This is a genomic window from Amycolatopsis sp. NPDC047767 (assembly GCF_040704195.1).
In the GTDB taxonomy this organism is placed as follows: domain Bacteria; phylum Actinomycetota; class Actinomycetes; order Mycobacteriales; family Pseudonocardiaceae; genus Amycolatopsis.
The window spans coordinates 119,129-137,261 of the sequence record NZ_JBEYSJ010000023.1 but is presented as its reverse complement, the minus strand read 5'-3'; the positions used below and the strand labels follow the sequence as shown (position 1 = coordinate 137,261).

Here is an 18,133-nt window from a genome sequence, read left to right as displayed (position 1 = left end):
TGATCACCGCGCCGCGCGGACGGGGAAGGGCGCGGTGACGACCACCAGCACCACGCTCACCCCGGCCGCGACCACGAAGGCCACGGGCGCCGGGATGACGACGTCGACCGCCGCGAACAGGTACGGCGCCGCGAACCCGAGGTAGGCCAGGCAGTAGAACACCGCCGTCACGCCGGCGAGATCGGCCGCCTCCGCCAGCGCTTCGACGCGGCTGAGCCCGCCGACCAGCAGCATCCCGTAAGCCGCGCCCAGGACCACGGCGGCGGGGAGCGTCAGCAGGGCCTGCCTGAGCTCAGTCGACAGCGCGGCGAGCAGGAACCCCGCCACGGTCAGGCCGAGGCCGCACGTCAGCACCAGCGGACTGCCGCGTCGTTCCAGAGCACGGGCCACGGGCTGGACGAGCAGCCCGCTGCCCAGCGTCAGGCCCGCGATCACCCCGCTGCTCGCCACGGGCGCGACCGGCGCGGGCAACAGCGCCGGCAGGACCGCGAAACTCGTCGTCGCCACGCCGAACACCAGCGGCGCGCTCGGCACGATCCGGCGGAGGAACTCCGGGCTGGTCAACGCGTGCCTGAGCGCGCGCCGCCGTTGCCCCGAGGAAGCCGCGGCCGGCACGGTTTCCGGGACGTGCCACGCCAGCACGCCGACCACCACCGTCACCGCGATGTGCACCAGGTACGGCACCACGGCCGGTGCCGGCAGCCACTGCGCCAGGACCCCGGCGACCAGCGGCCCGCTCCCGAACCCGACCGACAGCGAGACCGCGGCCCGGCGCGCGCCCGCGCCCGGGCCGGCGTCAGCGGACAGCTCCTTGATCCACGCGCTGCCCGGCCCGAACGCGGCACCCGAAGCGATTCCCGCGACGAGCCGGCCGAGCGCCAGCACCCAGGTCGACCCGGCGCCGAACAGCAGGATCACCGAAGCCAGCGCGGAAAGCACCAGCACCGGGCGCATCACGCGGCGCCGGCCGAGCCGGTCGGAGAACCGCGCGCCCAGCAGCAGGGCCGGGATCAGCCCGACCACGTACGCGCCGAAGATCGCCGTGACCACTGTCGGCGAGAGGTGCTCCTGGTCGCGGTAGACGATGAGCAGCGGCGAGAACTGGTTCGCGCCCCAGCCGACCGCGAGCACCGCCGCACCGACCCTGGCCCACGGCCGCATGGCTCCTCCAGTGTGTTAGTAACCTCAGTATGAGTTACTAACCGCGCTCTGACCACCTCGCGGCGCTCTGCCGGATATCGTGGAGCCATGACCGCCGGACCGACCCTCGAGGACGTGCAGGCAGCCGGGTTCCCCATGGGCGGCGAGCCGCTCGTGGCCCTCGACCTCGCCGACACCCTCATGACGGCGGTGGACCCCGCCGTCGACCTGATCGAACCGACGGACGGGTACGAGACCTGGTGGCGGCTGCAGCTGCGCCGGCTGCCCGAGGCGAGCGTCCCCGCCGCGGCCGCGACCCGGCGGCTGCGCGCGGCGATCCGCGACCTGCTGGAGTCGCACCTGGAGACGCGGGCGCCGCAGGCGGTTTCGATCGAGGACCTCAACGCGTTCGCCTCGGCCGTGCCGCGCAGCCTGCGGCTGGCGGAAGACGCCGAAGGCACGCTGACCGCGGCCACGCGCTGGCACACCGAGCACGGCGGCAACGCGGCGCTGGCGGCGATCGCCACCGAGGCCATCGAACTGCTGTCTTCCCCGGCGCAGCTGGAGAAACTGCGCCGCTGCGCGAACCCCACGTGCTCGATGCTGTTCGTCGCGGAGACGAAGCGGCGGCAGTGGTGCACGGGCAACATCTGCGGCAACCGGGCGCGGGTGGCGCGCCACTACCGGCGGACGCACGCGATTTCTTCCTAGAGAACAAAAAACAGGCCCGGACCAAGCGGTCCGGGCCTGTTTTTTGGTTGAGCGGCAGAACTCAGTGACCGAGCAGCGGCAGGTGGCCGAGCGCGTCGGTCGCGGCGTGCAGGTCGAGGCCGTGGACCAGGTCCTGCGCGTGCGTCTCGACGCCACCCAGCGGCGAGCCGGTGTGGGCCGCGTCCGCGACGTCGGCGATCGGGGTGTGCTGGATGCCCGCGGTGTCGGCCTGGCCGACGGTGTCGAGCACGTGGTGCACGGCGTCGCCCGCGACCGGGGCCTGCGGCGCGGCGGCCGACAGGGTGTGGGTCACGGAGCCGACGGTGCCGGCGACGTTCGGCACGGCCGGCAGAGCCGGGACGGCCGGGACACCCGGAACCGCGGGGAGGGCCGGCAGCGCCGGGACGGCGGCCGCGGCCGGGACGACGTGGTCCAGCGTGTGCGACAGGTCGCCCGCGGCACCGAAGTCGGCGCGCTCGTCGCCACCGTTCAGCGCGACGCCCACCGGGGTGGAGCCGATGGCCTCGTTGACGTGGCCGAGCAGGCCGGCGCCGGTGACGCGGACGTCCTCGACGAGACCCGACACCGGGCCGCCGACCGCCGGGACACCCGCGATCGCGGCCACGGCGGCCTGCGGCATGAGGGCGTCGCCCAGGTGGTTGGTGGTGGCGTCGACCGCGGAGCCCACGAGCTTGCCGTCGAAGAGGTGCTCGCCCACCGCGCTCACGGTGTTCTCCAGGTCGATCGCACCGGCGGCCACGACCGGGCCGGCGACCGGGACACCGTTGACCGCACCGGCCACGTGGTCGACGACGTTCGAGACGGCGCCCAGCGTGCCGTGGGCGAGGGTGTTGACGCCGGTCGAGTCCGCGACGTCGCTGACGGTCTCGAACACGCCGCTCAGGTTCGGCAGGCCGCTGGCCAGGCCCGTCACGTTCGGCAGGTCGGCGCGCTCGCCGGCCGCGTGCGAGAGCACGTTGCCGAAGACCGGCAGGCTCGGGGCGGCGGCCAGCGGGGCCGTGTCGGCCAGCAGCGGCATGATGTCCTGCACATCGGCCGGCGAAACGTCGGCCAGGCCAGCAGCGTCGAGCAGGCCCTGCGGGTTGGCGGCGTAGGCAGCCGCGGCCTGCGGGTCGCTCAGCAGGGTCATGGCGAATTCGTGCAGGTTCTGCACCGCGTCCATAGTCTGTTGTCTCCTGTGCACTGATTGATTCGGCCGTCGTGGGCATGCCGCGAAGTCGAAGGGGTTCGGGGACGAAGATAGGACGCCGCCGTTCGGCGGCCATCGGGGGCCACCCCGGGGGTTCGGCGCATCGGCATTAGGGATTTCGGACCCCACCCCATTAGGGGGACTAGGGAAGTTCGCCCCTGCGCGACGATTCGCCGTGGTCAGCGCGGTGCGGCCGATTTCGCCCGCTTCCCCTGCGCGGCGCGGATCCTGGCCCTTCGTTCGGCGCCACGCGGTGTTCCGCGGAGTGATCGTCGGATAAACCACCCGTTGGTGTGACAACCTCGCCGGATTTCACGGCCGCCAGACATCCACGACGAACTCGCGCATCTGCTCACGGAACTTTCCGGACGGGCTCGCGGCGCCGAGAAGGCCCCGTAATTCGGACTCGAAAGCGGCCAAGCGATCGCCGAAGAGATGCGGGGCGGAACTCGACAACGAGAACACCGTGGCGACGACGTCGTCGATATCCCGGACGACAGTGGGGCCCGGCACCGCGATCCGCTCCGGGCCGGTGAACCCGGCGGCGCGGTAGATCTCCGTCTCCCCGCCGGCCGTGCCGTCGGGCAGGACACCGCGGCCCGCGCGCCGGGTTTCGCCCAGGTACGCGCGCACGAGCTCGGTGATCTGCCCGTGGGGCGGCGCCGACGCGGTCGTGGTGCCGCGGTGGGTGGTGGCGTGCACGTGGACGCAGGCGCCGCCGGGGTCGAGCATTCCGCGCGCCGCCGCGGCGACCCGGGGGCGGTCGAACCAGTGGAAGGACTGGGCGAACGTGACGAGCCGGAACGAGCCGAGCCCGGCCGGCAGGTCCTCGGCCTTCGCGTGGACCCAGCGCGTGGTGCTGATCCCGTTCGCGGCGGCCAGCCGGGCGGCTTCGGCGAGCATGCCGGGGTCGGCGTCGAGGCCGACGGCTTCCGCGAAGTGAGGGGCGAGCAGCAGCGTGAGCGAGCCCGGGCCGCAGCCGACGTCGAGCAGGCGGCCGGAACCGTCGAGCCGCAGTGCGCCGGCGATCGCGTCGGCGAGCGCGGCCGGATAGGCGACGCGGCCGCGCGCGTAATAAGCCGCACTGCCCGCGTACAGCGTTTCGTCCCACTCCCAGCCCGCCATGGCCGTGAGCCTAGGGACGCGGATCAGTGCTGCACAGGGAAATACGTGAGCACCTCGCCCGTCGCGGGGTTGTGGTAGCCGGCGATCTCCAGGTCGGCGAAGGTGCCGGACCAGGCGCCTGTGGCCGGGTCGCGCAGGACATCGGGCGAGGACCACGCGGCGGTGCCGGCCGCGGACACGGCCTCGGGCGTCCAGTCGGGCGGGAAGTAGGTGTGGTCGACGAAGGTGAACCGGCCGTTCTTCAGGTTGCGGTATTCGGAGGCCCGGCGCGTGATGCCCGTTTCGGCCGGGGTCGCGCCGGACGCGAGCAGGAACCGGTGCAGGGACTCGAGCGCGGCGAAGAACACGTGCTGCGGCACGACGGTGTGCGGCCAGGTGCCGTAGAGGCTTTCGAGCCCGACGTCCTCGCCGGTGAACGTGACGGAAGTGCCGTTGCCGAGCCAGGTCTTGGCTTCACGCTGCGCTCGGCGGAGCAGGCCGATGAGCTGCCCGACGGTGGCGGCGTCGGCTTGTGCGTCGGTGTAGAGGAAGGCGGCCAACGGCAACTGGCCGGGCGGGGCGGAGATGCGCAGCCGGCGGGACTCGTCGAAGGCGAAGGTGAGCGAATCACCCGTGCCGAACAAAACCATCGTGGAGCGGCTTTCTGACTGGACCGATCGGCCGTGCGGGTGATCTTCTTCGCACATTATCACCCGCACTGACCTGCGAAGACCTTTGTGACACGGATCGTGCGACACCCTGGGTTCAGCTGAGAGACGCAGCCCACGTCACGAACCATTCACGTGGCCGCAACCCGCTGAAGCTCCGGCCGCCGGACACCCAGGCGGGAGTGCCCTCGACGCCGTTCTCGTACGCGAGGATCGCCGAGCGGCCCACGGCCCGGTCCGCTTCGCCCGATTCCCACGCGGCGCGGACGACCTCGGGGTCGCCGCCGGCTTGCTCGGCCAGCGTGAGGAGCAGGTCGCGTGATTCGAGGTCCCGGCCTTCGCCGAAGTACGCGTTGAACAGGGAGGTGGCGAAGCGGTCGGCGACTTCGGGGTCGTCGAGCGTGGCGTACGCGCCCAGTGCGGGCAGCGAGTAGGCGATCCGGTCCGTCCACTTCAGCGGCAGGCCCGCGGCTTCGGCTTCGCGCGCGAGGAACTCGTAGGTCGGGCCGACGCGGGGGCCGGCCAGGCTGCCGCCGGGGCCGATCTCGGGGTGGATCTGGAGCGGATGTTCGTTCACCACCACGCCGTGTTCGCGCAGCGCCCGGTTGCGGTCCTGGGCGATGTAGCAGAAGGGGCAGAGGAAATCGAACCAGTGCTCCACGGTCGGGGTCGGGGACATCCGGGACTCCTTCGGGTTGTTTCGATACGTTCATGATCTGTAACGAAACAATCCGGCGCGTTAGTCCCGGCGCCCGGTACGCGCGGGTGGGGTCAGGCCAGAACGGCGCGCAGCCACGCCGCCGTGGTCGCGAGGTTCACCGGGCCGTCGAACGCGGGGTCCTCGTGCCCGGCGCCGCCCAGCAGCACGAAGCTGCTCTTCGCCCCGGCCCGCACGAGCGCGTCGTGCAACGCGCGGCCCTCCCCCGGCGGCACGATCCGGTCGCGGTCGCCGTGGGCGATCAGGAACGGTGGCGCCGACGCCGAAACCCGCGTCAGGAGCGAATGTCCCGCCGGGTCGGCGCCGCCGAGGAAGTCGGCTTCGAAGTGGAACGGCAGCAGCTTCGCCTCCAGCTCACTGCGCGCCGCCGTGGCCGCCAGGTCGGCTTGCCCGAACCAGTGCACCACGGCCTGCACGGCGCTGGACTGGTCCAGGTGACCGCCGACCGTGCCCTCCAGCTCGGCGTCGCCCGGCGACAACGCCAGCAGCGAGGCGAGGTACGCACCGGCGGACGCGCCCCAGACCCCGAGCCGCCCGGTCTCGAGGCCGAGGCGCGCGCCGTTGGCCCGCAGCCAGCGCACGGCGCCCTTGACGTCGTGCACCTGCTGCGGGAACACCGCCTCCGGTGCCAGGTGGTAATCGACGGACACGACGGTCACACCGTGCTCCGCCAAAGGCGCCTGCCGGCGTGCGGCCTCGCCGCGCCGGTCGCCGCGGGTCCACCCGCCGCCGTGCAGGTACAGCACGACGGGTGCGCCCGCGGCGGGGGCGTGGTGGATGTCCACCATCAGCCGGGTGCCGCCGACCGTCGCGTAGACGAGGTCGCGGTCGGCCGTCACGCCGGTTCCACCTGATGAGTCACAGCGGAATCGTAGAAGGTGACGAAGGATTCCACCGGCTCCCGCGTTGTGCGATATCCACCAAGGCGGTGTTCGTCGTCGGCATAGCCGAGTGCGATTCCGCACACCACGAGGTGGTCGTCCGGAATGGTGAGGTGGCGGCGCAACACCGGGTGGTAATCGATGAACGAGGCCTGTGCGCAAGTGTGCAGCCCGGCTCCGCGCGCGGACAACATCAGCCCCTGGAGGAACAGACCGGCGTCGATCAGCGCACCCTGCAGTGGTCCCCGGCTCACCGTGAGCACCAAGCCCACCGGGGCGCCGAAGAAGTCGTAGTTGCGCCGGTGGTGGCCGTCGCGGCCGGCGGTGTCGTCGGCCGCGATGCCGAGCGTTTCGGAGTACAGGCCTTCACCGAAACGACGGCGGCGCGAGCGGAACGGCTCGGGCCACGAGTCCGCCGCCGGCTGGTAGGCGAACTCGCCGACGGCGCGCCGGCCCTCGTCGTACGCGCACAGCAGGTCGGCCGTCAAGGCGCGCTTGGCGGCGCCCGTGAGCACGTGGACCTGCCACGGCTGGCTGTTGGAGTTGCTGGCCGAGGACGACGCCAGCGCGAGCAGCCGTTCGACCTGCGCGCGCGGCACGGGCGTCGGCAGGAACGCCCGGCAGCTGCGCCGCGTCGCCATCGCTTCCTCGATCGTGGACGCCGGGTTCATGGCGCTGGGCTCCCCGGGTTCAGGCCGCGGGCGGCTGGATGTCGTAGGAGATCCGGCCGGCGGGCAGGTAGAACAACGCGATCAGCGCGCCACCCTTGACCTCCGGGTAGTGGTGGCTGCCGGGGCCGGGCGCGGTCCAGCCGGGGCCGCTCCAGCCGTTGGGGCCCATCAGCTTCGCGTCCGCGTCGAGCGGCACCACGAGGTTGAGCTCGCCGTAGGGGTGCTGGTGGTACTGGCCGCGGAACGGCTCGACGCTGTCCATGTAGACGGCCGTGATGCTGAAGTAGTTGAGCACGTCCTGCGGCTCGGCGATGCGGCTGCGGCGGTACTTCTTGCCCTCGACCTCGATGTTGGCGGCCCAGCCGGCCTCGACGCCCTCGGTGATCATGCGAGCGAGGTCCTGGTAGAGCTCGCTGTCCGGTCCGTAGCGGGTGTTGAGCCAGGACTCCAGCTCCCCGCCCGCGGTGCGGTTCTTCACCTCGTTAAGGAACGGGATGCTGCGGTCGATCAGCTCCTGGGGCGTGGTCATCGTCGACTCCGTTCGGTCCGCTGTGGTTCGGCGTTCTCGAACCGTACGTCCACGTTTAGTTACAGTCAAGTGTTGTAACGAAACTCGGTACCCGATCGAACCGCAGGCCGAAGTGCTCGCGGTAGGCGTCGAGGACCGCGGCATCGCCTTCGAGCGCCTGCTCGAAGCGCTCCCCGCCGATCGTCTCGATGAGGCGGGCACCCGTGATCGTCACGCGTCCTTCCGCGGTCGAGCGCGAGCACGTCGGCCGCTGCGTGAACGGCGAGGCGGGCGAGGTCTCGTGGAACCACGCCATGGCGGCGAAGTCGTCGAGCTCGCGCGGCCGCGGCTCGAGCCGGTAGACGATCGCGCCGTCGCACACCACATCGACGTCACCGTGTGGCGCGGGCTCGACGGTGAACCGGCCGCCCGGATCGAGCTGGACGTCGGTCGTGGCCAGCCGCAGCGGCGCGAGGCTGAAGCGGCCGAAGCCGACGTCGACCAGCCACGGTTCGTCGAGGTCCACGCGCAAAGCCAGGTGGTCCAACGGCGGCCCGAAGAACCCCTCGCGGCGCATCACCCGGCCGGCCAGCAGCTGCACCTCGAACCCGACTTCGCGCAGCAGCAGGGCGAAAGCCCCGTTGAGCTCGTAACAGAGCCCGCCGCGGCGCCGGCCCACGATCTTGTCGAGCAGCGCCGGCTCGGCCAGCTCGATCTGCTCCCCGAGGTAGAACCCGAGGTTCTCGAACGGCACGCTCTCGAGGTGCCGTCGCTGCAGCTCGCGCAGCGCCGCCAGATCCGGCACCGAGGGGCGGGCCGCGCCGATCCGGTGGAGGTAGTCCTCGACGTCCACGATCGTTCCTCCAGTGCTGTTTCATTACAATGAGTGCACGTAACCATCAGGATAACAACGCCGTCGTGTAACGGATCGGATATGCTTCGCCGATCGGTTTTCTCGGCGAGGTGGAGCCATGGCGCGGACACGCGAAGCGACGGCAGACGAGCAGGTCGGCACCGAAGACGGACCCCGGCCGGGCGGGCGTCCCCGCGACGCCGCGCTCGACGAGGCGATCATCCTCGCCACCCGCCGGCGGCTCGTCCTCGACGGCTACTCCCGCATGACGATCGGCGACATCGCCGCCGACGCGAAGGTCAGCCGGCCCACGCTGTACCGCCGCTGGGCCACGAAGTTCGAGCTCGTCGTCGACGCGCTCGACTACGGTTTCCGCAAGCAGCGCGACATGTACGCGTTCGACCTCAGTGGACTCGAGCCGCGCGAGGCGCTCACGGAGGCCGTCCGCCGGCTCGACCCGGCGTACTTCAACCCGGACGCGATGGTGCTCATGGGCAACTTCGCGGGCGAGGCGATCCGCACGCCGGAGCTGCTCGACATCCTGCGCAAGCACTCCGTCGAGCCCCGCGTGGAGCTCGTCGAAAGCGTGCTGACGCACCTGCAGGACCGCGGCGTCGTGCGGGAGGAGATCGACAAGCACACCATCGCGACCATGTGCTTCGGTGCGTACTTCGCGGCGTTCTACCGCGGGGAAGCCAAAACCGAGATCCCCGGCGCGGTCGTCTCCGTGCTCTGGCCGGCGCTGGAGAAGAAGCCCGCGCGGCGGCGGGCGGCCACTTCGGGCAAACGGTGAGCCGAATTAGTTCCGATCATTGACTGTAACGTAAACCGGGGCATAATCGGCCCATGCCGCCTGTGCCCTCGATGGACGTCCACGAAGCCCTTTACACCACACGAATGATGCGGCGCATGCATCCGGACGCGATTCCCCTGGACGTGCAGGCGCGCATCCTCGACGCCGCGATCCGGGCGCCGAACGGCGGCAACACCCAGCGCTGGCATTTCCTGGCCGTGGACGATCCGGGTATCAAGGCCGAACTCGCCCCGATCTGGCGGCGCTGCCGGGCAAGGGAGTACGAGGAGATCTCGGCCGGCACGTTCGCGCAGCCGATCCACGACCCGGAGAACCACCGCGAGACGATGCGGCGGATCGCGAAGTCCGGCGACTTCCTGACCGACCACTTCACCGAGATCCCGCTGCTGCTGTTCGTCTTCTCCATCGACAACCACGGCGGAGCCAACATCTACCCCGCCATCTGGAGCGCGCTGCTCGCCGCGCGTTCGGAGGGGGTCGGCGGGGTGCTCACCACGATGCTGCGCCTGGAGTCCGACCGGGTCATGGAGCTGCTCGACGTGCCCGAGGACGAGGGCTGGGAGCTCACGGCCATGGTCGCGATGGGGTACCCGCGCGGCAAGTGGGGCGTCGCCGCGAACCGCCGCCCCGTGCACGAGGTGAGCAGCCGCAACCGGTGGGGCCGCGAGTTCGGCGTGTCCGTTCCCGAACCACTCTGGTTCGAAAACTCACACGGCTGAGTCATCCGCTGAGAGCAGCCCCACGGTGAGTTGCCGGGGTTCGCTCCCGCTCATTACAGTCGAGCCCGGTGACCGACCGCGCCGCCCGGAAGCCCGCCGGACGACGCGGAACCGGCTCGGCGCGTGTGCACAACGGGCGGGAAAACCCGACTACGCAGGGGAAGTCTGAGCACAGTGCCCGACACCGTCACCACCCGCCGCCGCCCGCAAGGCTGGACCGACACCGACACCCGAGCCGTGGACACCGTCCGGGTGCTCGCCGCCGACGCGGTCGAGCGGGCCGGAAACGGTCACCCCGGCACGGCGATGAGCCTCGCGCCGCTGGCCTACACGCTGTTCCAGCGCGAGATGCGCCACGACCCGGCCGACCCGTCGTGGCCGGCGCGCGACCGGTTCGTCCTGTCCGCCGGGCACACCAGCCTCACGCTGTACATTCAGCTGATCCTCGCCGGTTACGGCCTCGAGCTCGAAGACCTGCAGCAGTTGCGCCGGTGGGGTTCACTCACCCCCGGCCACCCGGAGTACCGCCACACCCAGGGCGTCGAGGTCACGACCGGTCCGCTCGGGCAGGGGCTGGCCAACGCGGTGGGCATGGCCATGGCGTCGCGCCGCGAACGCGGGTTGTTCGATCCCGAACCCGCGCCGGGGCAGAGCATCTTCGACCACTTCGTGTACGTGATCGCCTCCGACGGTGACATCCAGGAGGGCATCACCTCCGAGGCGTCGTCGATCGCGGGCCGCCAGGAGCTGGCGAACCTGATCGTGTTCTACGACGACAACGACATTTCGATCGAAGACCACACGGACATCGCGCTGTCCGAGGACACGGACGAGCGCTACCGCGCGTACGGCTGGCACGTACAGGTGGTGGAGGACGGTGAGGACGTCGCCGCGATCCAGGACGCCATCGCGGCGGCGAAGACCGACCCGCGCCCGTCGTACATCCGGCTCCGCACGGTGATCGGCTATCCCGCGCCGACCAAGATGAACACCGGCAAGATCCACGGCTCCGCGCTCGGCGCCGACGAGGTCGCGGCGGTGAAGCGCGTGCTGGGCTTCGATCCGGAGCGGCACTTCGTGGTCGAGGACGACGTGCTGGCCCGGACGCGCAAGGCCGTCGAGCGCGGTCAGGCCTGGCGGGCGCAGTGGCAGGGCGAGTACGACGAGTGGGCCGCGGCGCACCCCTCGCGGCACGCGCTGCTGCAGCGCCTCTCGACGCGGGCGCTGCCGGAGGGCTGGGCCGCCGGGCTGCCGTCGTTCGAGGTGGGCGCTTCGATGGCGACGCGCAAGGGATCCGGCGCGTTCCTCGACGCGGTGGCCGACGTGCTGCCCGAGCTGTGGGGCGGTTCGGCCGACCTCGCGGAGAGCAACAACTCGACGATGACGGGCGCCGACTCGTTCGGGCCGGTCGCGGCGGCGACGAAGATGTGGGCCGCGGAGCCGTACGGGCGGACCCTGCACTTCGGCATCCGCGAGCACGCGATGGGCGCCATCCTCAACGGCATCGCGCTGCACGGCGGCACCCGGCCGTACGGCGCGACGTACCTCGCGTTCAGCGACTACATGCGCCCGTCGGTGCGGCTGGCGGCGCTGATGCGGCTGCCGGTGGTGTACGTGTGGACGCACGACTCCATCGGCGTCGGCGGCGACGGGCCCACGCACCAGCCGATCGAGCACCTCTCGGCGCTGCGGGCGATTCCGGGCCTGAACGTGGTGCGCCCCGGCGACGCGAACGAGGCCGTCGCGGCGTGGCAGGCCGCGATCGGGGACGTCGACCACCCGACCGCGCTCGCGTTGACCCGGCAGCCGGTGCCGGTGCTGGCCGGGACTTCGGCCGAGGGCGTGGCGCGCGGTGGTTATGTGCTGGCGGACGCGTCGAACGGTGTCCCGGCGGTGGTGCTGATCGGGACCGGTTCGGAGCTGCAGCTCGCCGTGTCGGCGCGGGAGCGGCTGGAGGCCGAGGGCGTGCCGACGCGCGTGGTTTCGCTGCCGTGCTTCGAGTGGTTCGCCGCGCAGGACCAGGCTTACCGTGATTCGGTGCTGCCGCCGTCGGTGAAGGCGCGGGTCGCCGTCGAGGCCGGGATCGCGCTGCCGTGGTACCCGTTCGTGGGTGATGCCGGCGAGATCGTCTCGATCGAGCACTACGGCGCTTCGGCCGATTACGCGACGCTGTTCCGCGAGTTCGGGTTCACGCCCGAGGCCGTGATGGCCGCCGCCCGGGCAACGCTGGCCAAGGTGGCCTGATGCCCACGCCCGGCCGGGATTTCCGCATTGCACGTCATCCCGGCCGGGTCACCCCGACCCGGCCGGGGCCGGCTCGAACGGGTGGGTGACATGGGCACGACTTCACACGCAATCACCGATCGCCTCGCGGCGCTTCTCGACGAGGAACACGACCTCCGCACCCGCGCCATCCACCACGGCGGTGGCCTCTCCCCCGCCGAACAGGCGCGCCTGACCAAACTCGAGTCCGAACTGGACGCCGTCGTCCGCCTCCTCCAACAGCGGCGCGCCCTCTCCGTCTTCGACGCCGGCGACGCCACCGACGACCCGGCGGACACGTCGAACTGAGCCGACCGGCCGGTCGGGCGCGCTGACGAGAGGCCGGGGCGGCGCCCAGCCGCCGAGGCGGGCGGTCAGTGGGTGGGCGTGTTGAGGTCGTAGCGCTGGACGACGTCGTCCAGCCAGTCCGGGGTGCCGTAGGTCAGGCCGTACTTGGTGGCCAGGCGGGCGAACTCGTCGGTTTCGTGGAGGTTCGGCGCGTCGCCGAGGGTGCCGGCGGTGTGGGCGAGGAGCAGGTCGCTGAGGTCGCGGAAGTAGGTTTCGAAGCCGCCGGGGGTGATGACCTCGACGATGCGGCCCGGGGTTTTGCCGGCGTTCCACATGGCGTGCATCTCGCCGCGGGGTTTGGTGATGTAGCCGCCCGGGCCGAGGACGACCTCGGCGTCGTCCGAACGGAAGCCGATGTGACCGGCCAGCACGATGGAGTGCTCGTCCTCGCGGGTGTGGCGGTGGGGCGCGGTGATGGAGCCGACCGCGAACGGGTGCTCGAGGATCGCGACCTCGCCGCCGTTGTTCCGGTGCGTCAGCTTGAACACCGCGCCGAACCCGGGCAGCGCCACTTGGTCCGACTCGTCCCCCGGTTGCACCACGGCGACCTTCGTCCGGTTTTCCTCGCCCACCTGGTTTCCTTCCTCGTGATCACAGGTCCAGCACGAGCTTGCGGCCGCAGGCCCGGCTCACGCAAGGGAAGAACGTCTTCCCCGCCGCGCGTTCGGCGTTGGACAGCACCACGTCGTGGTGATCGGGCGTGCCCTCCAGCACCCGGGTTTCGCAGGTGCCGCAGTAGCCCTCTTCGCAGTCGGACTCGAGGTCGACCCCGGCGTCGCGGATGGCCTGCAGCAGGGTGGTGTCCGGGCCGGCCACGACGGTCAGGCCGGACTGGCGCAGTTCGAGTTCCACCTCTTCGCCCACGGAAGCATCGAGAGAAGGCGCGGCGGCGAAGTGTTCGGTCTCGCACCGCACACCGGCGGCCTCGCAGACCTCGGTGACGCCCTCGAGCAACCCGGCCGGGCCGCAGCAGTACACCGCCGCGCCCGGTGCCAGTCCGCCGATCAGCTCCTTCAGATCCGGCCGCGGCTCGACGGAAGTGTCGACGAAGGACACCCGGTCACCACAGATCGCGGCCAGCTCCGCGCGGAAGGCCATGGTGGCAGCACCGTGTCCACAGTAGACCACCGAGAAGTCGGCCCCACGCTCTGCCAGAACCCGCGCCATCGGCAGCAGCGGCGTGACGCCGATTCCGCCGGCGATCAGCAAGTACGACTCGGCGTCCGCCAACGGGAAGTGGTTGCGCACCCGCTCCACCAGCAGCTCACGCCCGACCAGCGCCGTGCCGTGGATCTCGGCCGACCCGCCGCGGCCGGCGTCCTCCAGCCGCACCGCGATGTCGTAGTGCAGCCGGTCGGCCGGGTCGCCGCACAGCGAGTACTGCCGGCCCAGCCCCGACGGCAGCTTCAGGTCGAGGTGCGCCCCCGGCTCCCACGCCGGCAACGGCGAACCACCGGTCAGCCGGAGCCCCACCACTCCCGCGGCTTCCCAGGTCACGCGCGTGACCCGCAACGACAGATCAGTAGAGGTCGAAGTACTCACGATGCTCCCAATCGGTGACCGTCCGCTCGAACCGCGCGACCTCGGCCCGCTTGATCACGGCGTAGTAAGCCACGAACTGCTCACCCATCACCCGCCGCAGCCCGGCATCGGCCTCCAGCGCGTCGACGGCCGCGGCCAGGTTCGCCGGCAGCCGCCCGGCGTCAGTCGTGTACGGATCGTCGGCCGAAGGCGGCAACGGCAACGCCCCCTCGACCCCGTTCAGACCCGAATGCAGCTGCGAAGCCATGTACAGATACGGGTTGGCCGCCGACTCCCCCACCCGGTTCTCGATGTGCGTCGAGGCGTCCTCGGCCGAGCCGACGAGCCGGATCATCGCACCGCGGTTGTCCCGCGCCCACGCGATCCGGTCGGGCGCCATCGAGTACGGCTGAAACCGCTTGTAACCGTTCACGGTCGGGTTCGCGAACACACACGCCGCGCTCGCGTGCGCGAGCTGACCGGCGATGAACTGCTTGCCCACCGACGAAATCGCACCCTCGCCGTCGTCCGGTACGAAGGCGTTGTGCCCACCGTCCGGCGACACGAGGCTCTGGTGCAGGTGCCAGCCGCTCGACTTGCTGTCGGTGATCTGCGGCCGGCACATGAACGTCGCGTGGTAACCGTTGCGCCGCGCCACCTGCTTGACCGTGCTGCGCAACAGCACCATCGCGTCGGCCGAAGCGAGCCCGGCGGCCGGGTCGAGCGTGACCTCCAGCTGGTTGGCCCCCAGCTCGACCTCGATGCTGCGCAGCTCGATCCCCATCCGTTCCAGCGCCTCGCGGATGCGCCGGGTGGCGGGCTCGACCTCGTCGCCGAGGTTTTCGCTCAGCAGCTGGTTGCCCTGGTTGATCGGCTCGACCGGGGTCGGCGTGGTGCAGCGGCCGATCCCGTCGTCGTTGGGGAAATGCGATGCCCGCCGGTAGAGGTGGAACTCGATCTCCAGCCCCGTGACGTAGGTGAACCCGGCGACGCTCGCGCGGTCCAGCGCCGTGCGGAACACGCCGCGGCTGCAGAACGGCACCTGCTCACCGTTGCCGAACCGCAGGTCACAGAGGATCCGCGCGGTGTCCTCGGCCCAGGGCACGAGGTGGAACGTCGTGGGGTCGGGCACCATCACCACGTCGGCCGCGCCCGCCATCTCGGCCACGCCGAGGCCGCCGTCGGCGTTGAAGGCCGAGAACACCGTCGTACCGGACGTGTCCTTCGACAGCAGCGTCGACACACAGCTCAGCCCACTGCGGAACGCGGCGGCCAGCCCGCTCGCCGGGATCGTCTTGCCGTGCAGGATCCCGTGCTGATCCACAAAGGACACCCGGATCGTCCGCAGGCCCTCCGCGCCGATCCGCGCCAGGACAGCTCTCGCCGCTTCCTGCTGCTCCTCGGTCCAGAGCCCGAACTTCTCGATGAACCCCATGCCTCAGTCCCGCGTGCGGTCGTAGGCGTCGGGCGACGAAGAACGGTCCGGCTCGACCGCCGAGCCCGGCACGCCCGCCGGTCCCGTCGCGAGCGCCGCCTGCAGGTGCGAGGCCCACGGGCTCGCCTTGCGCAGGTCGGCGATCGAGCTCGCCCAGTAGTCCTCCCACTCGCCGGTGGGCCCGATGCCGTCGAGCGGGATGGGGCCGCGGCTTTCGACGTCCGCACCGTCCTTGAGCAGCAGGTCGGGGCTGCCGCCTTCGGCGACGGTGTCGATGGCCTGCAACGCCATCCGACGGTAGGTCACGATCGCACGGTCCGAGCGGCTGAGGTGTTCGCGGCTGCGGTCGTAGACGTACCCCTGGCCCTCGACCGCCATCTGGTCGTGGACGTTGATGTCGCGCCCCAGCCCGGTGTAGGTCTGCGTGCGCTGCTCCTCGGGGTCGAAGCGGTAGTTGTTCGCCCGGTTGCGCACCGGTTTGTAGTCCGGGAGTGTGATGCCGTCGAGCCGTTGCGCGCGCATGGTTTCCTGGTCGACGGGCTCGTCGAGGCTGGTGAACATCGCGTACCAGTAGCAGGAGACGTCGTCGATCGGCACGTGCCACTGCGTGATCGCCATGGTGGAGCTCAGCGGGATCGTGATGCCGTGCGGGAACACCTGGTGCGTGATGCGCACGTGGGTGGACGAGCCGTCGAGACCGTCCTTGTCGAGCGTGCGCAGGGCGACGATGCGCTGCCCGTATTCGGTGCGGGCGTTGAGGATCTCGGGCCGGCCGTACTCGCGCAGGATCTTCGTCATCGGCAGGTTCGTGCCGAGCGACGCGCCGCGGAACTGCTTGCCGTAGCTGTCGCTCGTGTCCTCGTCCTCCTCGAACCGGTGCAGGTAGGAGGCGTGCGCCGGGTCGATCCCGACCTCCAGCGCCTGCAGCCAGTTGCAATCGAGATAACCCTTGAACGCGAACGTGTACTCCGGCGGCGCCACGAAGCAGTCGAGCGCGGGCAGGTTCGGCGGCTCGCCGTCGCCGAGGTAGCCCCACACGATTCCGTTGCACTCCTGCACCGGGTACGAGCGGATCTTCACCTTGGCCTTGAGCTTGCTGTCCTCGGGCTCGGCCGGAGTGTCCATACAGGACCCGTTGCCGTTGAAGAGCCAGCCGTGGAAGTAGCAGCGCAGGCCGCCGTCTTCCAGACGCCCCAAGGAAAGGTCCGCGCCACGGTGGGCGCAGCGGCGGTCGATGAGGCCCAGCGAGCCGTCGGCGTTGCGGAACAGCACGAGGTCCTCACCGAGCACCCGCAGCGGAACCACCGGGCGTTCGGTGTCGAGCTCCTCGGTCAGCGCCACGGGCTGCCAGTACAGCCGCATCCAGTCGCCGCCCGGAGTACCGGGCCCGGTCTCGGTGATCTTCCGGTTGTCGTCCGCGCGCATCGCAGCGTTCTCCTCGCGACTTCGTCGTCCAGCGTGGTGGGGCAGAAAGTTCAATTAACGAACACTCGGTTCTGATGTGAGCACTGTAGGCACGCGCGGTGGGTCGTCGCAAGGCCCTGGGCGACGTTCGTGCTACATTTCGCGACAAGGTGTGCGTTAATCGAACGGAGCTGGTGGGGTGTCGAAGCTCAACGCACGGGACGAGGCCCGCCGGGCGGCCCGCGAAGTGGACGGCACCAGCCGCTCGGACTACTCCGAAGCCCTCGAACGCGGCCTGCTCGTGCTCACCGCATTCGACCACACCGAAGAACGCCTCACGCAGGCGCAGCTGGCCCGCAAGCTCGAACTCCCCCGCGCGACGGTGCGCCGCGCCCTGCTCACGTTGGCGCACCTGGGTTACGTCGTCGCCGACGACAAGGCCTACCGCCTGGCCCCGAAGGTGCTCACGCTCGCGTCGGCCTACCTCACGACCAACCCGGTGAGCCAGGTGCTGCAGCCGCGGTGCGACCGCCTCGCCGAGGTCTTCCAGGCGTCCTGCACCGCCGCGGTCCTCGACGGACCGGCGGCCGTGATGATCGCGCGGGCCCTGCCGCGCCACACCCTGCCGATCGGCGAAGGCATCGGGTTCCGGGTGCCCGCGGCGCAGTCCGCGCTGGGTCTGGTGCTGCTCAGCGGCCTCGATGCCGAGCGCAGGCACCGCCACCTGGTCAGCCACGCGGGCCTCGACGACGACGGCGTGGCCACGCTGGAGAAGAAGGTCGCGGAGGTGGCCGAGGCCGGGTGCGCGTATGTCGCCCACGAGGTCGAGGCGGGCTTCCACTCGGCGGCCGTGCCACTGCGCCGGTGGGACGGCACGCCGATCGCCGCGCTGAACATCGGAACGAGCGTCGAGCGGATCTCCGAGGCGGACATGCGGGAACGCGTGCTGCCCGCGCTGCGGGAAGCCGCCGAGGAGCTGCAGCCGCAGCTCGTCTGACACCCCGCGTTCAGTGGGACTTCCGCATCGGCAAGCCGGACGTGCGGGACAATTACGTTGCAGGTGTTGACTGTAACGCAACTCCGACATACTGTCCTCACACCGATCGCCAGGGCGCCGCGTGCGCCGATCGTCTGGCCACTTCGGACACTCCCGTTTCCTTTCGGAG

The 18,133-nt window shown here is 70.8% G+C and carries 19 protein-coding genes; 6 read left to right on the top strand and 13 right to left on the bottom strand.

What is annotated here, in order from left to right; genetic code table 11:
* Positions 1-3: 3 nt before the first annotated feature.
* Positions 4-1,161, bottom strand: coding sequence for an MFS transporter (locus AB0878_RS33450; protein ID WP_366584201.1), 1,158 nt, complete (start codon positions 1,159-1,161; stop codon positions 4-6).
* Positions 1,162-1,248: 87 nt separating this feature from the next.
* On the opposite strand from AB0878_RS33450, the gene AB0878_RS33445 reads away from it, so the two are divergent.
* The gene (locus AB0878_RS33445; protein WP_366584200.1) at positions 1,249-1,851 is read left to right on the top strand and encodes a CGNR zinc finger domain-containing protein; all 603 of its coding nucleotides are present in this window, start codon (positions 1,249-1,251) and stop codon (positions 1,849-1,851) included.
* A gap of 61 nt (positions 1,852-1,912) precedes the next feature.
* Here the strand turns inward: AB0878_RS33445 and AB0878_RS33440 are convergent, their stop codons facing one another.
* The 8 genes from AB0878_RS33440 to AB0878_RS33405 form a co-directional block, all read right to left on the bottom strand.
* The gene (locus AB0878_RS33440; RefSeq protein ID WP_366584199.1) at positions 1,913-3,034 is read right to left on the bottom strand and encodes an IniB N-terminal domain-containing protein; all 1,122 of its coding nucleotides are present in this window, start codon (positions 3,032-3,034) and stop codon (positions 1,913-1,915) included.
* Between the two features lie 339 nt (positions 3,035-3,373).
* Entirely contained in the window at positions 3,374-4,186 is an 813-nt protein-coding gene (locus tag AB0878_RS33435) for a class I SAM-dependent methyltransferase (RefSeq protein WP_366584198.1), read from the bottom strand.
* A 23-nt stretch (positions 4,187-4,209) separates the two neighbouring features.
* Positions 4,210-4,815, bottom strand: coding sequence for an EndoU domain-containing protein (locus AB0878_RS33430; RefSeq protein ID WP_366584197.1), 606 nt, complete (start codon positions 4,813-4,815; stop codon positions 4,210-4,212).
* Between the two features lie 115 nt (positions 4,816-4,930).
* On the bottom strand, positions 4,931-5,512 hold the full coding sequence (locus AB0878_RS33425; RefSeq protein ID WP_366584196.1) for a DsbA family protein: 582 nt from the start codon (positions 5,510-5,512) through the stop codon (positions 4,931-4,933).
* A 92-nt stretch (positions 5,513-5,604) separates the two neighbouring features.
* Positions 5,605-6,390 (bottom strand): alpha/beta hydrolase, encoded by a 786-nt coding sequence (locus AB0878_RS33420; protein WP_366584195.1) that lies wholly within the window; start codon positions 6,388-6,390, stop codon positions 5,605-5,607.
* Positions 6,387-7,103 carry a nitroreductase gene (locus AB0878_RS33415; RefSeq protein ID WP_366584194.1) on the bottom strand — a complete coding sequence of 239 codons (717 nt, stop codon included), beginning with the start codon at positions 7,101-7,103 and terminating at the stop codon, positions 6,387-6,389. The genes AB0878_RS33420 and AB0878_RS33415 overlap by 4 nt, the downstream gene beginning before the upstream one ends.
* Before the next feature lie 19 nt (positions 7,104-7,122).
* The gene (locus AB0878_RS33410; RefSeq protein WP_366584193.1) at positions 7,123-7,632 is read right to left on the bottom strand and encodes a DUF4863 family protein; all 510 of its coding nucleotides are present in this window, start codon (positions 7,630-7,632) and stop codon (positions 7,123-7,125) included.
* Between the two features lie 55 nt (positions 7,633-7,687).
* Positions 7,688-8,464, bottom strand: a complete 777-nt coding sequence (locus tag AB0878_RS33405; protein WP_366584192.1) for an arylamine N-acetyltransferase — start codon at positions 8,462-8,464, stop codon at positions 7,688-7,690.
* Between the two features lie 118 nt (positions 8,465-8,582).
* Between AB0878_RS33405 and AB0878_RS33400 the strand changes: the two genes are divergently transcribed.
* The 4 genes from AB0878_RS33400 to AB0878_RS33385 all read left to right on the top strand — a co-directional run bounded on the left by AB0878_RS33400 (position 8,583) and on the right by AB0878_RS33385 (position 12,568).
* Positions 8,583-9,257: a TetR/AcrR family transcriptional regulator gene (locus tag AB0878_RS33400; RefSeq protein ID WP_366584191.1), complete on the top strand. Its 675-nt coding sequence runs from the start codon at positions 8,583-8,585 to the stop codon at positions 9,255-9,257.
* 53 nt (positions 9,258-9,310) lie between these two features.
* Positions 9,311-9,997, top strand: a complete 687-nt coding sequence (locus tag AB0878_RS33395; RefSeq protein ID WP_366584190.1) for a nitroreductase family protein — start codon at positions 9,311-9,313, stop codon at positions 9,995-9,997.
* Positions 9,998-10,171: 174 nt separating this feature from the next.
* A complete protein-coding gene (gene tkt, locus AB0878_RS33390) occupies positions 10,172-12,241 on the top strand; it encodes a transketolase (protein ID WP_366584189.1) in 2,070 nt (689 codons plus the stop codon).
* A gap of 90 nt (positions 12,242-12,331) precedes the next feature.
* Positions 12,332-12,568 carry a DUF2630 family protein gene (locus AB0878_RS33385; protein ID WP_366584188.1) on the top strand — a complete coding sequence of 79 codons (237 nt, stop codon included), beginning with the start codon at positions 12,332-12,334 and terminating at the stop codon, positions 12,566-12,568.
* 65 nt (positions 12,569-12,633) lie between these two features.
* On the opposite strand, the gene AB0878_RS33380 is transcribed toward AB0878_RS33385, so the two are convergent.
* The 4 genes from AB0878_RS33380 to AB0878_RS33365 are packed head-to-tail and all read right to left on the bottom strand — an operon-like array spanning position 12,634 to position 16,988.
* Positions 12,634-13,179, bottom strand: a complete 546-nt coding sequence (locus tag AB0878_RS33380; protein ID WP_366584187.1) for a cupin domain-containing protein — start codon at positions 13,177-13,179, stop codon at positions 12,634-12,636.
* 19 nt (positions 13,180-13,198) lie between these two features.
* Complete coding sequence (locus AB0878_RS33375) at positions 13,199-14,149, bottom strand: PDR/VanB family oxidoreductase (protein ID WP_366584186.1); 951 nt, start codon at positions 14,147-14,149, stop codon at positions 13,199-13,201.
* Positions 14,127-15,563 carry a glutamine synthetase family protein gene (locus AB0878_RS33370; protein ID WP_366584185.1) on the bottom strand — a complete coding sequence of 479 codons (1,437 nt, stop codon included), beginning with the start codon at positions 15,561-15,563 and terminating at the stop codon, positions 14,127-14,129. Before AB0878_RS33370 ends, AB0878_RS33375 begins: the two co-directional genes overlap by 23 nt.
* A 3-nt stretch (positions 15,564-15,566) precedes the next feature.
* Positions 15,567-16,988 carry an aromatic ring-hydroxylating dioxygenase subunit alpha gene (locus AB0878_RS33365; RefSeq protein ID WP_366584184.1) on the bottom strand — a complete coding sequence of 474 codons (1,422 nt, stop codon included), beginning with the start codon at positions 16,986-16,988 and terminating at the stop codon, positions 15,567-15,569.
* A 178-nt stretch (positions 16,989-17,166) separates the two neighbouring features.
* On the opposite strand from AB0878_RS33365, the gene AB0878_RS33360 reads away from it, so the two are divergent.
* Positions 17,167-17,964, top strand: a complete 798-nt coding sequence (locus AB0878_RS33360; RefSeq protein ID WP_366584183.1) for an IclR family transcriptional regulator C-terminal domain-containing protein — start codon at positions 17,167-17,169, stop codon at positions 17,962-17,964.
* The last annotated feature ends 169 nt before the right edge of the window (positions 17,965-18,133 follow it).

What these genes read in the sequence shown, in the direction of transcription:
- AB0878_RS33450 (WP_366584201.1), bottom strand. Translation starts at nt 1,161, where the DNA reads ATGCGGCCGTGGGCCAGGGTCGGTGCGGCGGTGCTCGCGGTCGGCTGG.
- AB0878_RS33410 (WP_366584193.1), bottom strand. Translation starts at nt 7,632, where the DNA reads ATGACCACGCCCCAGGAGCTGATCGACCGCAGCATCCCGTTCCTTAAC.
- AB0878_RS33435 (WP_366584198.1), bottom strand. Translation starts at nt 4,186, where the DNA reads ATGGCGGGCTGGGAGTGGGACGAAACGCTGTACGCGGGCAGTGCGGCT.
- AB0878_RS33440 (WP_366584199.1), bottom strand. Translation starts at nt 3,034, where the DNA reads ATGGACGCGGTGCAGAACCTGCACGAATTCGCCATGACCCTGCTGAGC.
- AB0878_RS33385 (WP_366584188.1), top strand. Translation starts at nt 12,332, where the DNA reads ATGGGCACGACTTCACACGCAATCACCGATCGCCTCGCGGCGCTTCTC.
- AB0878_RS33425 (WP_366584196.1), bottom strand. Translation starts at nt 5,512, where the DNA reads ATGTCCCCGACCCCGACCGTGGAGCACTGGTTCGATTTCCTCTGCCCC.
- AB0878_RS33400 (WP_366584191.1), top strand. Translation starts at nt 8,583, where the DNA reads ATGGCGCGGACACGCGAAGCGACGGCAGACGAGCAGGTCGGCACCGAA.
- AB0878_RS33430 (WP_366584197.1), bottom strand. Translation starts at nt 4,815, where the DNA reads ATGGTTTTGTTCGGCACGGGTGATTCGCTCACCTTCGCCTTCGACGAG.
- AB0878_RS33415 (WP_366584194.1), bottom strand. Translation starts at nt 7,103, where the DNA reads ATGAACCCGGCGTCCACGATCGAGGAAGCGATGGCGACGCGGCGCAGC.
- AB0878_RS33395 (WP_366584190.1), top strand. Translation starts at nt 9,311, where the DNA reads ATGCCGCCTGTGCCCTCGATGGACGTCCACGAAGCCCTTTACACCACA.
- AB0878_RS33370 (WP_366584185.1), bottom strand. Translation starts at nt 15,563, where the DNA reads ATGGGGTTCATCGAGAAGTTCGGGCTCTGGACCGAGGAGCAGCAGGAA.
- AB0878_RS33365 (WP_366584184.1), bottom strand. Translation starts at nt 16,988, where the DNA reads ATGCGCGCGGACGACAACCGGAAGATCACCGAGACCGGGCCCGGTACT.
- AB0878_RS33445 (WP_366584200.1), top strand. Translation starts at nt 1,249, where the DNA reads ATGACCGCCGGACCGACCCTCGAGGACGTGCAGGCAGCCGGGTTCCCC.